Genomic DNA, 11,841 nt, shown 5'->3' with positions numbered 1-11,841 from the left:
CGGCCCGTCAGGTTGTGCAGCAGTACGTCGAGAAGCGACTGGAGGCGGCGATCCTGCTTGGCTTCGGGGACTACTTGGCCGAGGAGGTCAAGGCAGTGGAGATCCGCTGCAATCAAGGCGACTTCGTCCCTGGTCTCCTGCAGGCACCGAGATACGCTCGCGCCCTCCTCGCTGCCGGGATGCACACGGTGGTCCCCGCAGCTGACGCGCCGGTGGTGGGAGAGCTTGAGGCGAGGACGGCGTTCCGGCTCGGCAGAGCGGACATCTTGGCACGGGAGAACCCGCCGTTCCTCTGGGCGATAATTGAGGAGGCCGTGCTACTGCGTCCGATCGGTGGGAGGGAGGCAATGAGAGAGCAGTTGGACCACCTGCTGGCCATCGCTGATCTGCCAAACGTCAGCATTCAGGTAGCGCCGTTCGCGCTCGCGGAGCACAACCCCCTCCTGTTCAACCTGAACCTGTTGACCCGGCCGGATGGGTCCGTGCTCGGCTACACGGAGTCCCTGTACAGCGGGACCCTGGTCAAGGAGCGAGCAGTCGTTGATGGCTGGATGCGCAGCTTCACCCATCTGCAAGTCGGAGCGTTGTCGAAGCTGGAGTCCCGGGAGCTGATTCGCAGGATTCGTGAGGAGCGATACGCGTGACGACTGTGAAATGGCGCAAGTCCAGCTACTCGGGCAACGACGCTAGCGAGTGTGTCGAGATCGCCGATTCCCAGTTCCCCCACCTCACCCCCGTGCGCGACTCCAAGGACCCGTCCGGCCCGGCCCTCGTCTTCCCCGCCGCCTCCTTCACCGCCTTCCTCGCCGACCTCAAGCGCGGCACGCTGAGCTGACCCCGGGGCGGCGCACCGCCCCGGAACCCCAGCGTCAGCTCACAGGTGCTCGACCCCGTTCCACAGCTCCGGCGCCAGCCGCCCGCCCTGGGCCCGCCAGAGGCTCGCCGAGCAGTTGCGCACCGGCGCCAGCTCCATCAGCTGCGGCTCCGTCAGCTGCTCCAGCACGTAGCGCAGCATCAGCACCACGTTGTCGTGCGCCACCAGCAGCACCGGGCGCCCCTGCTCGACGGCGCACAGGTCGCGCAGCAGGTCGCGGATCCGCAGCGCGACGTCGGACCAGCTCTCGCCGCCGGGCGGGCGGTAGTAGAGCTCGCCGAGCTTCCTGCGGCGGGCGTGCTCCTCGGGGTGGTGCTTCTCGATCGCGGCGTGCGGCAGCATCTCCAGGACGCCCAGCTCGCGGTCGCGCAGCCGCTCGTCGTAGCGCACCGGCAGCCCGACCGGGACGGCGCCGAGGCCGGCCGCCTGGGCCACGGCGATCCGGGCGGTCTCGGCGGCGCGGACGTAGGGCGAGCACCAGACGGTGCGCGGGCGGTCGGCGGAGGGCAGGTCGGCCCACCAGCGGCCGAAGGCCTGGGCCTGGGACTGGCCGAGCATCGAGAGCGGGATGTCCGCGTCCCGGCAGGTGATCGGCACGCTGAGCGCGCCGGTGGCCTCGGCCAGCTCGAACTCCACGTTGGCGATCGACTGGCCGTGCCGGGTGGCGATCAGCACGGACGGCAGCGGGACGGCGGCCCGGTCCTGCCGCGGGCTTCCGTTGAGGATGGTGCTCAGCTCTGGCATGCGCGGTTCTCCCCGTCGGTGCGGAAGGCCGGGCGCTCCGCCGGTTCGGGCAGTGCGGCCGACCCGGAGGTCAGGGTGGCGGCATGCCGTCTTGTTCGGACAACCTGCCGACGTACATATGATCGCGCCGCCACCCCCTCAGTGTTGAGGGCGGTGGCGGCGCGGTCACAGGGCGCGTGTCGGGGCGCTTAGTGCGCCACGACCGGTTGGGGCGCGTTTTCGAGCTCTGGGTCGCCTTCCTCCGCGCTGTAGTCGGAGGGCGAGGTCTCGTCCTTCCCCTCGGGTGCCCCGGCCGCCCGGAGCACCACGGTGAGCACGGCCGCGACCAGCAGGTTGAGCACGAAGGCGGTCAGGCCCACGTAGCCGATCTCGCCGATCACCGGGATGGTCGCCGAGCTGCCGCCGAAGTGCTTGGTGGCGGGGGAGGAGAGGCCGTAGGCCTTCCAGGTGCCGTAGACCATGCCGACCGCCCAGCCGGCCAGCAGCGCCCAGCGGTGGAACCACCGGGTGAACAGGCCCGCCACGATCGACACGAAGGTCTGCAGGATCCAGATCCCGCCGAGCAGCTGCATGTTGATCGCCAGCTGCTTGTCCATGCCCAGCACGAAGACCAGCGCGCCCACCTTGACCAGCAGCGAGACCAGCTTGGCGACCTTGGTCTCCTGCGCCGGGGTGGCGTCGGGGCGGACGAACTCCTTGTAGATGTTGCGGGTGAACAGGTTCGCCGCGGCGATCGACATGATCGCGGCCGGCACCAGCGCGCCGATCCCGATCGCGGCGAAGGCCACGCCGGTGAACCAGTCCGGGAAGAGCTTGGCGAACAGCTGCGGCACCGCCAGCTGCGGGTTGAAGCCGGCCACGCCCTTGCCCACCCCGGCCGCGATGGCCAGGAAGCCGAGCAGTGCCAGCAGGCCCAGCATCAGCGAGTAGGCGGGCAGGATCGCCATGTTGCGGCGCACCGTGCCGCGCGACTTGGCGGCCAGGACGCCGGTGACGGTGTGCGGGTACATGAAGAGCGCCAGCGCCGAGCCGAGCGCCAGGGTGGCGTAGCCCCACTGCGCGCTGGGCGCGGTGACCATCGAGCCGACCGGCTTGTGGGTCTTGGGGTTGAGGGTGGCGAACTTCTGCCCGGCCAGGTCGAAGATGTGCCCGTAGCCGCCCAGGCGCATCGGCAGGTAGATCACCGCGACGATGATCACCAGGTAGACCAGCACGTCCTTGACGAAGGCGATCAGGGCCGGCGCCCGCAGGCCGGAGGAGTAGGTGTAGGCGGCCAGCACGGCGAAGGCCAGGAAGAGCGGCAGGTCCTTGACGAACCAGTTGGAGTGCGCCCCGCCGCCCACCCCGAGGGTGTCCAGCACCGCCTGGATGCCGACCAGCTGGAGGGCGATGTAGGGCATGGTGGCGAGGATGCCGGTGACCGCGACGGCCAGCGAGAGCCCGCGCGAGCCGTACCGCCCGCGCACGAAGTCGGCCGGCGTGACGTAGCCGCGGACCCGGGCCACCGACCAGAGCCGGGGCAGGAAGAGGAAGACCAGCGGGTAGGCGATGATCGTGTACGGCACGGCGAAGAAGCCCGCGGCGCCCGCGCCGTACACCGCCGCCGGGACGGCGATGAAGGTGTAGGCGGTGTAGAGGTCGCCGCCGAGCAGGAACCAGGTCACCCAGGTGCCGAAGCTGCGGCCGCCCAGGCCCCACTCGTCCAGGTGGAGCGCGTCGTCCGCGCGCCGCCACCGGGCGGCCAGGAAGCCGACCACCGTGACCAGCACGAAGAACAGGATGAAGACGGTCAGCGCGACCGTGTTGACCTTCATCGGCCCTTGCCCCCGTTCGCGGCGCGGCGCTGCCTGGCGTCGTGGTTCAGCAGCAGGTAGGCGGCGACGGTGAAGATCGAGGAGACCGGGATCCAGAGGATCTGGTACCAGTAGAAGAACGGCATTCCGGCCAGCTTCGGCGTCATCCGCGAGTAGGACGAGACCCAGAGCAGGGCGACGACGGGCACGGCCAGCGCGAGGCCGGCGAGCACCCGGGCGGTGGTGACGGCGGGCAGGGCGCCCGGTGGTGCCGACGGGCTGTCAGGTGCGGGGGACATCAGCGACTCCGGCGGTAAGGGACCCCCAGCAGCGCCGCAGCGCGAAGACGCGCCCGCCGAGCAGCGCTCTTGGTGATCGGCTGTGGACTGCACGGGAATGTAGGGCACTGCATGCCCAGGTGTCACCGGAGATAACCGGACGTATCACTCTTCGGTCGGTTCGGATGCGCACGGATGACGGTCCGCCAGGTATTGACTAATGGTCAAGAAGTGTTGACCATTGGGTCCCGTGACCGACGACCCCTTCGCGACGCCCCCCGAGGGCATCGCCCACCTGACCACCGACGAGCAGCTGCGCGCCGTCAACAACCTGGTGCGGCACCGGATCCTCGGTGTGCTGCGGGACGGGCCCGCCACCATCACCCAGCTCGCCGAGAAGCTGGGCCTGGCCAAGGGCAGCTCCAGCTACCACGTGCGGCTGCTGGAGAAGGCCGGGCTGGTCGAGGTGGTCTCCACCCGCAAGGTGCGCGGGGTCACCGAGCGGTACTACGCCCGCACCTCGCGCGGCCTCTCGCTGCCCGACCCGGCGCCCGGCGAGCCCGACATCGTGATGCGGCACGCCATCGCCGACCTGGAGGCCGCGCCGCCCGGCCCGCGCACCGTGCGGCTGCAGCACGTGCGGATCAGCGACGAGGTGTACGAGGAGTTCGCCCGGCGGTTCACCGCGCTCTGCGAGGAGCTGCGCGCCGCCGGCGACCCGGACCAGGCCGCCGCCTCCCTGGTGATCGCCTTCTTCCGTCCGGAGGACACCAAGTGACCGAGATCCGGCTTGCGCCCGCCGCCGCTCCCGTGCCCGAGGCCGAGTCACCCCGGCTGCCGCGCGCCTTCCACCGCCTCTGGCTGGCCGGCAGCGTCTCCTCGCTCGGCGACGGCGTCTACCTGGTCGCGCTGCCGCTGCTCGCCGCCACCCTCACCCGCGACCCGATGGAGCTGGCCCTGGTCACCTCCGCCGCGCTGGCGCCCTGGTTCTTCCTCGGCCTGCTCGGCGGCGCCCTGGTGGACCGCTGGGACCGCCGGCGCACCATGTGGCTCACCGACCTGCTGCGCGCCGGGCTGCTCGCGGTGCCCGCGCTGGCCGCCGCCTGCCACCTGCTGTCGATCCCGCTGCTGGTGGCCGTCGCCTTCCTGCTCGGCACCGGCCAGATCTTCTTCGACTCGGCCGGCTCCGCCTACCTGCCCGAACTCCTGGGCCGCGACCTGCGGTTGCTGGAGCAGGCGAACAGCCGCCAGATGGGCTCCCGCACGGTGGCCGCCGACTTCGCCGGCCCGCCGGCCGGCGCGGCGCTCTTCGGCCTGGCCCGCGCCCTGCCGTTCGGGCTGGACGCGCTCTCCTTCCTGGCCAGCTCGCTGCTGATCCGCACGCTGCCCGCCCAGCCGGTGGCGCCCGAGCGGCCCAGCGGCTCGCTCTGGGCCGACGCCCGGGCCGGCGTCTCCTTCCTGCTCCGCGACAAGGTGCTGCTCGGCCTGGCGCTGCGGCCCGCGATCGGCAACCTGGCCTTCGCGGGCACCGAGACCGTGCTGGTGCTCTTCTCCCGCCAGGCGCTGCACCTGGGCTCCTTCGGCTACGGCCTGCTGCTCACCGCCCAGGCGGTCGGCGGGCTGCTCGGCGCGGTGCTGGCCGGCCGGCTGCGCGCCCTGCTCGGCACCGGCGGCGCACTCACCGCCACCGCGCTGCTGGAGGGCCTGTCGCTGGCGGCGCTCGGACTCGCCGCCGGCCCGGCCCCGGTGGTCCAGGCCGCCGTGGCGCTCGCCCTGCTCGGCGCGGCGATGGCCGCCACCATGGTGCTCGCGCCCACCGTCTCCCAGGCGCTGATCCCCACCGCCCTGGCCGGCCGGGTCGCCGCCGCCCGCCGCCTGCTCTCGCTCGGCGCCGCCCCGGTCGGCGCCCTCCTCGGCGGCTGGCTCGCCACCGCCGCCGGCCTGCGCGCCCCGTTCGTGGCGGGCTCCGTGCTGCTCGCGGCGACGGCGCTGCTGGCGCTGACGCTGACCAGCAACCGGCGGATCGAGGCGGCGCTGGCGGGGCGGGCGCAGTGACGGCCGGTCAGCCGGTCAGCCGGGGAGGCCGTCCAGCAGTGCGGCGGCCTCGGCCCGGGCCCGGGCCAGCCAGCCGGCCCGGAGCTCGGCGGAGGAGTCGGTGACGGTGCGGAAGACCGTGCGGCGGATGTCCGTGACACCGACGTAGGGCAGCACGCAGGCCGCCCAGATCCGCTCCAGCGGATCGCCGAACTCGGCCTGCTCGCGCTCCTGCGGGGTGTCGGAGGTGTTCAGCACCAGGGCCCGCCCGGCCCGCAGCAGCCCGGCCGGCTCCCCGGCGGCGGTGCCGAGCTTGTAGGCGACCCCCGGCACCAGGACGCGCTGCACCCAGCCGGTGAGCACGGCCGGCGGCATGCCCCACCAGTTGGGGTGCACCAGCACCAGCGCGTCCAGCTCGGCCACCTCGGCCCGGTGCAGCGCGACCAGCGGCTCGACCGGCGCCGGGGCGGCGTCCACCGTGCCGGTCTCCGCGGCGCCGAGCAGCGCGGGGAAGCCCTCGGCGCAGAGGTCGTGCTCGCGCACGTCGCAGCCGCGGCCGCGCAACTCCCGCACCACCGCGTCGTGCAGCGCGTGGTTGAAGCTGCCCGGCCGCGGGTGCGCCAGGTAGACACCGACTGTGGCGGCGGTCTGCCGCGGATTCTCCGACACGGTCAGCACCCTACTGGTGAACGGGCGCTACGGCGTGGCCAGTTCCACCGCCGGCTCGGCCGCCCCCGCCGCCACCGCGGGGAACCGGATCCGGGTCGCGCTGAGCGAGACCAGGACGGCGGAGACCGAGATCGTCGCCATGCCCCAGACCAGCGAGGTGCCGTTGGCGACGAAGCCGATCACGGCGGGGCCGGCCAGCAGGCCGGTGGTGCCCATGGCGGCGACCAGGGAGAGGGCGTCGGAGCCGTGCCGGGCGGCGGCCGCGTAGACGCAGGGGGTGACGGCGGCCATGCCCAGGCCCATGCAGGCGAAGCCGAGCAGGGCCGGGACGGTGCCGCCGGCCAGCAGGGCCAGGGCCAGGCCGGCGGCGGCCAGGGCGCTGCCGGAGCGGACCAGGCGGCCGTCGCCCCAGCGGTTGCGCCAGCCGTCCGCGAAGACCCGGGCCAGCACCATCATCACCGAGACCACCGCGATCCCCATCGGCGCCAACTCGGCGCCGGCGTGGGCGACCTCGCGCAGGTAGAGGGCGGACCAGTCGTTCATCGCGCCCTCCGTGACGGTGCCGAAGGCCATCGCCAGGCCCATCCAGAGGGTGATCCTGGTGGGCAGCGGCAGCTTGGACCCGGCCTTCCCGGCCGGCTGTTCCGGCTCGGCCGCCGGCTCTTCGGCGAGCAGCGCCGGGGCCGCGTAGCCGAGCAGCGCCAGCAGCAGCACCGAGGCGATCGCGAAGTGCACCACCACCGAGGTGCTGAACAGGTTCACCCCGGAGGCGATCAGCGCGCCCGCCAGCGAGCCGCCGCTGAAGGTGGCGTGCAGCCTGGCCATCGCGGTCCGCCCGTGCCGCACCTCCAGGGCCGCGCCCTGGGCGTTCATCGCCACATTGAGGCAGCCGACCGCCACCCCGTCCAGCGCGGCGACCACCAGCGCCAGCGGGTAGTCGGGCACCACCGAGAAGGCCAGCAGCACGCCGGTCAGCACCACGCCGGAGGCCAGCGAGAGCAGCCGGGAGCCGAACCGCCGCAGCAGCGCGGCGACCAGGGGGAAGGAGGCGGCCGCGCCGGCCCCGCAGGCCATCAGCAGCAGGCCGATCTCGGCCGGGCCGATCCCCAGCCGGCTCTTGAAGGCCGGCAGCCGGGCGGCCCAACTGGCGTACTGGAAGCCGAGGAAGCAGAAGAGCGCGGCGATGGCGAGCAGGGACCGCCGGTACGGGGCGGGACCGCTGGGGCGTGACATGGGGGATCAGCTTCCTTCGGGGGTGGTGGGGCCGAGCGGGCGGCGGAGGTAGACCGCGCCCGGCCCGTAGTAGTCCGGGATCGGCACCTCGGGGTGGGGGCGGAAACCGCTGCGCTCCCAGCGGGCGTGGGCGCCGTTGACGGCCACGGCGGAGAGCTGCCGGTAGCCCAGCGCGGCGGCGGTCTCGGCCACCCGCACCATCAGGAGCTCGGCCAGCCCCCGGGAGCGGTGCCCGGGGGCGACCACGATGTCGTGGATGTGCAGGTTGCCGTCCGGCTCGTCCGGCCCGGCGGGGCCCGGCTCCGGACGGCCGAGGTCGGGGTAGCGGCCGTCCGGGTAGGGGAGCGAGAGCAGGTAGCCGAGCAGCCGCCCGTCGCCGTCCGCCAGCACCAGGTTGGTCTCCGGCGAGGCGGCGGCCCGGGAGCGCAGCGCGGCCGGGTCCTCGGAGAGGCCGAGCGGGCCGTAGGTCTCGGCCTCCAGGGCGGTGACGGCGGGCCAGTCCGCCTCGGCCAGCTGCCGGGCCGGCGCCGCGCTCACGAGCCGGCCTCCGCGTCGAGCGGGTCGTCGACCGGCAGGCAGCGGTACGGCAGCGGCGTGAACCCGTTGAAGCCCTGGGTCAGGTAGCTGGTCGCGTAGGCCCCGCAGGAGAGCACCCAGACCGGGTCGCCGGAGGCCAGCCCGGCCGGCACCGGCACCAGGCCGCGGTCCCGCTCGTGCCAGAAGGCGTCGTCGCTGTCGCAGGTCGGCCCGGCCACCGCGGCGGGCACCAGCGGCTCGCCCTCCCGGCCGGGGAAGAGCAGCGGGTACTGCAGCTCGTCCATCTCGTAGAGTCCGTTGAACTTGCCGCAGCTCAGGTAGAGCCAGTGCCCGCGCTCCCCGCCCAGCTGCTCGCGCTCGCTGAGCCGCAGCACCTCGGCCCGGATCGCGCCGTGGTCGGCGACCAGGTAGCGGCCCGGCTCGATCAGGAAGTCCAGCGGGGTGCCGGCCACCTCGCAGAGCCGCTGCCGGCCCTCCCGGATCACCGTGAAGATCTTCTCCAGCGGCGGCTCCAGCGGCCGGCCCCGCTTGTCCAGGCAGCCCGCCGCGGGCAGTCCGCCGCCCAGGTTGACGTGGTCCACCGCGATGCCCGCGGTGCGCAGCCCGGCCAGCACGTCGGCCAGCGTGTCGAAGGCGGCCTGCCAGCCCTCGGCCTGCATCTGCTGGGAGCCGACGTGCACCGAGAGGCCGGCCGGCACCAGCCCGACCTCCCGGGCGGCGGTCAGCACCCGCACCGCCTCCGCGGCCGAGCAGCCGAACTTGCGGCTCAGGCCCCAGAGCGCCCCCTCGCCGCTGGTGGCCAGCCGGCAGAAGACCCGGGAGCCGGGCGCGGCGGCGGCGATCGCGGCCACGTCGGCCAGGCAGTCGGTGGCGAAGTCGCGGATGCCCAGGGCGTGCGCCTCGGCGATCTGCCGGTCGGACTTGACGGTGTTGCCGTAGTGGATCCGGTCCACCGGCACCCCGGTGGCGACGGCCCGGGCGATCTCGTTGGGGCTGGCCGCGTCGAAGCCGGCGCCGGCCGCCGCCAGGGTGGCCAGCACCTCGTCCACCGGGCAGGCCTTCATCGCGAACCGCACCGAGACGCCCGGCAGTTCGCGCAGCAGGTTGGCGTACTGCCCGGCGATGCCGGCCAGGTCGTAGAGGATCACGTCGCCGGTGGCGGCGGCCAGTGCGGCCCGCAGGCGGGGGTCAGGCCGCATGGGTCCCGGCCCGGTCGATGCCCAGCCCGCGGGCGGCCGCGACCAGCCGCTGCCAGCCCTCGGTGAGCAGCGCGAACTCCTCGATGTCGGCCTGCGCCTCGTCCAGCAGGCGCTCGCCGCGGTCCGCCAGCAGCTCGGCGAACTCCGCGTAGCGCCCGCCCAGCCGGCGGTAGGCGGCGTCCACCACGGCCAGCCGCAGCCGGTTCTCGGCGCGGTCCAGCCCGGCGCTCTCCCGGGCCAGCCCGGCGATCAGGTCGGCGCGGACCGCCGGGCCGGCACCGAGCAGCCCGCTGCCCAGCGGGCCGCCGAGCTCGCCCATCCGCCGGTAGATGTGGTGGAGGTAGAGCATGGAGAGCAGGAACTTGGCGAACCGCAGCTGGTACTCCTGGAACCCGGCGTCGGTGCGCCGCTCGGGCGTGTAGAAGTTGACGATGTGCCGGTTGTGCAGCACGGCGGGCAGTTTGGCGTCGAAGACCACGTGGATCAGGAAGTAGTCGCTGCCGATGGTGTCCCGGGCCGGCAGCAGCGGCACCGCCTCGTAGACCGCCCGGTGGAAGCTGATGTTGCACATGTCCACGCGGTACATGTCGAGCACGTCGAGCACGCTGCGGTCGGCCGTGAACGGCTCCGTGCCGGCGCCCCGGAAGGACTCCTCGACCAGCTCCCGCTTCTCCCGGTCGCTCGCGTCCATCGGCGCCCACAGGCTCACCACCTCGTGGTAGGCCTGCGGGTCCAGCCGCTCGATCTCGCCGACGTCCACCGAGAGCTCGCCGATGAAGGAGGCGCCGACCAGCGCCACCGGCCGCCCGGCCAGCGCCGGGTCCAGCGCGTTCTCGGTCACCGCGGCGGCCGCGGCGGCGGCGGTCCGGCCCAGGGTGGCCAGCTCCTGGTCGACCGGGTAGAGGGGTGCGCCGTCCGCCTGCTGGTAGTGCAGGTCGGAGTCGCGCCGGTGCACCGAGTCGCAGCCCAGCGCGGCCGCGATCAGGAAGGCGCGGTTGGTGCAGGCGCCGTAGGAGACGCCGTCGGGCAGCATCAGGTCGAGCAGCAGCTCCGGCTTGGCCAGCCCGGAGCGCTCGATCGCGGCGGTGAGGAAGGCGCGCTGGGCGGCCTCGTCCAGGTGGTGCACGGTCACCCCGGGCACGGCGGGCAGCTCCCGCAGCGCGGCGGCGTGCGCGGCGGCGGCCGCCTCCCCGGCCGAGTCCAGCACCAGCAGCTCCACGGCGACGCCGAACCGCCGGGCCGCGTGCGCCGCCTCGGCGCCGATCTGCGCCAGCGTCGGCAGGCAGGCCCGGTTGGTGGGCAGGGCCAGGCAGATCCGCCGCACCCCGGTGGTGGTGCCGCTCATACCGGCTCTCCGTTCCAGGACTTGAGGCCCAGCAGCTTCTCGCCGAGCGGGGTGAGGGCGGCCGGGCCGTAGCGCAGGGACTCGTGCTCGACCGGGTCGCCGACCAGGGTCCGGTTCCAGTCGGGGGTGGTGAGGTGCTGCCAGGAGTCGATCCGGGACTCCCGCATCCGGGTGTGCTCCTCCAGCGCGGGCATCATCGACAGGTACTGCACGGCGCGCACCCCGTCGGCGGAGGTGTTGCGGGCCACCCCGTGGGCCAGCAGGCCGTTCCAGATCAGCAGGTCGCCGGCGGCCAGCTCGGGGCGGACCACCGGGAACTCGGCGCGGTCCACGGCCGGGCGGATCGGGTCGCGGCCGGCGGGCTGGTCCAGCCGCCAGCGGTCGAAGCGGTGGAAGAGCTCCGGGTCGCACTGGAAGCCGCCGAGCTCGGCCCGGGTGTCGTTGAGCGCGATGATGCCCTGCACCCGCTGCGGCAGGTTGCCGAGGGTGGTGTCCACGTCCCAGTGCAGTTCGATGTCGAAGCCGCGGTCGGTGGGCTCGATCAGGGCCCGGTCCCGGTTGCGCACGTTCGGCGGGTTGAGGTTGAGCCGGTCCAGGGTGACCCACAGCTCCTCGCAGTCCCAGACGTCCACGAAGGCGTCGTAGACCCGCTGGGCCTGCCGGCTGTCCCAGATCAGCTGGTGCTGGTAGGCCTCGACGAAGCCGTAGACGTGCAGGTGCCGGTCCAGCTCGTCGCGGAACGGCCGGTCCTGGTACCAGGTCCGCGGGTCGGCCGGGTCGAGCCGCTGGAACTCCCAGGCGAAGTCCAGCAGCGCCCCGGCGGCCGCCGCCGGGATCGCCTCCCGGACCACCACGTACCCGTACTGCTGCCAGTGCTCGAAGTCCGCGGCGGAGAGCACCCGCAGCGGCAGGTCCTTCTCCAGGTCGCGCAGCGGGGTCTGGGCCAGGTACGCCTCGCCGTCGTTGCTGAAGTACGGGCGCTGGGTGGCGGCCCGGTGCAGATAGGGGTACGACGCCATGCGGTGCTCCACGGGTCGGTGGCGGGAACTAGTCGGGGGGCGGCCTGCCCGGGCCGCCGGGCCGCACGCTGCGGCCGTCGAGTCCGCGGTCGGGACGGACCGCCGCACGGGCGGTG

General features: G+C 73.7%; 13 protein-coding genes. 4 read left to right on the top strand and 9 right to left on the bottom strand.

From position 1 onward, the window contains the following. Window positions 1-14: 14 nt before the first annotated feature. A complete protein-coding gene (locus ACFYNO_RS08120) occupies window positions 15-644 on the top strand; it encodes a DUF5753 domain-containing protein (protein WP_388007157.1) in 630 nt (209 codons plus the stop codon). Further along, window positions 641-835: a DUF397 domain-containing protein gene (locus ACFYNO_RS08115; protein ID WP_388007154.1), complete on the top strand. Its 195-nt coding sequence runs from the start codon at window positions 641-643 to the stop codon at window positions 833-835. Before ACFYNO_RS08120 ends, ACFYNO_RS08115 begins: the two co-directional genes overlap by 4 nt. 39 nt (window positions 836-874) lie before the next feature. On the opposite strand, the gene ACFYNO_RS08110 is transcribed toward ACFYNO_RS08115, so the two are convergent. The 3 genes from ACFYNO_RS08110 to ACFYNO_RS08100 all read right to left on the bottom strand — a co-directional run bounded on the left by ACFYNO_RS08110 (window position 875) and on the right by ACFYNO_RS08100 (window position 3,710). Further along, a complete protein-coding gene (locus tag ACFYNO_RS08110; RefSeq protein WP_388007151.1) occupies window positions 875-1,618 on the bottom strand; it encodes a histidine phosphatase family protein in 744 nt (247 codons plus the stop codon). A 188-nt stretch (window positions 1,619-1,806) separates the two neighbouring features. Continuing rightward, window positions 1,807-3,432 (bottom strand): monocarboxylate uptake permease MctP, encoded by a 1,626-nt coding sequence (gene mctP / locus ACFYNO_RS08105; RefSeq protein WP_388007148.1) that lies wholly within the window; start codon window positions 3,430-3,432, stop codon window positions 1,807-1,809. Next, entirely contained in the window at window positions 3,429-3,710 is a 282-nt protein-coding gene (locus ACFYNO_RS08100) for a DUF3311 domain-containing protein (protein ID WP_388007145.1), read from the bottom strand. Before ACFYNO_RS08100 ends, mctP begins: the two co-directional genes overlap by 4 nt. 229 nt (window positions 3,711-3,939) lie before the next feature. Between ACFYNO_RS08100 and ACFYNO_RS08095 the strand changes: the two genes are divergently transcribed. Further along, window positions 3,940-4,467: an ArsR/SmtB family transcription factor gene (locus tag ACFYNO_RS08095; RefSeq protein WP_388007143.1), complete on the top strand. Its 528-nt coding sequence runs from the start codon at window positions 3,940-3,942 to the stop codon at window positions 4,465-4,467. Next, window positions 4,464-5,744, top strand: coding sequence for an MFS transporter (locus ACFYNO_RS08090; RefSeq protein WP_388007140.1), 1,281 nt, complete (start codon window positions 4,464-4,466; stop codon window positions 5,742-5,744). The genes ACFYNO_RS08095 and ACFYNO_RS08090 overlap by 4 nt, the downstream gene beginning before the upstream one ends. A 15-nt stretch (window positions 5,745-5,759) precedes the next feature. On the opposite strand, the gene ACFYNO_RS08085 is transcribed toward ACFYNO_RS08090, so the two are convergent. The 6 genes from ACFYNO_RS08085 to ACFYNO_RS08060 are packed head-to-tail and all read right to left on the bottom strand — an operon-like array spanning window position 5,760 to window position 11,725. Next, the gene (locus ACFYNO_RS08085) at window positions 5,760-6,392 is read right to left on the bottom strand and encodes an NAD(P)H-dependent oxidoreductase (RefSeq protein ID WP_388007137.1); all 633 of its coding nucleotides are present in this window, start codon (window positions 6,390-6,392) and stop codon (window positions 5,760-5,762) included. Window positions 6,393-6,419: 27 nt separating this feature from the next. After that, entirely contained in the window at window positions 6,420-7,625 is a 1,206-nt protein-coding gene (locus ACFYNO_RS08080) for an MFS transporter (RefSeq protein ID WP_388007134.1), read from the bottom strand. A gap of 6 nt (window positions 7,626-7,631) precedes the next feature. Further along, window positions 7,632-8,162 (bottom strand): GNAT family N-acetyltransferase, encoded by a 531-nt coding sequence (locus ACFYNO_RS08075; RefSeq protein ID WP_388007130.1) that lies wholly within the window; start codon window positions 8,160-8,162, stop codon window positions 7,632-7,634. Next, complete coding sequence (locus ACFYNO_RS08070; RefSeq protein WP_388007127.1) at window positions 8,159-9,361, bottom strand: type III PLP-dependent enzyme; 1,203 nt, start codon at window positions 9,359-9,361, stop codon at window positions 8,159-8,161. Before ACFYNO_RS08070 ends, ACFYNO_RS08075 begins: the two co-directional genes overlap by 4 nt. After that, the gene (locus tag ACFYNO_RS08065; RefSeq protein ID WP_388007559.1) at window positions 9,351-10,685 is read right to left on the bottom strand and encodes a DUF6271 family protein; all 1,335 of its coding nucleotides are present in this window, start codon (window positions 10,683-10,685) and stop codon (window positions 9,351-9,353) included. The genes ACFYNO_RS08070 and ACFYNO_RS08065 overlap by 11 nt, the downstream gene beginning before the upstream one ends. Before the next feature lie 17 nt (window positions 10,686-10,702). After that, window positions 10,703-11,725 (bottom strand): phytanoyl-CoA dioxygenase family protein, encoded by a 1,023-nt coding sequence (locus tag ACFYNO_RS08060; RefSeq protein WP_388007124.1) that lies wholly within the window; start codon window positions 11,723-11,725, stop codon window positions 10,703-10,705. Between the last annotated feature and the right edge of the window lie 116 nt (window positions 11,726-11,841).

It is taken from the genome of Kitasatospora sp. NPDC006697, assembly GCF_042869935.1.
Lineage (GTDB): Bacteria > Actinomycetota > Actinomycetes > Streptomycetales > Streptomycetaceae > Kitasatospora.
This window is presented reverse-complemented; position numbering and strand designations above follow the sequence as displayed.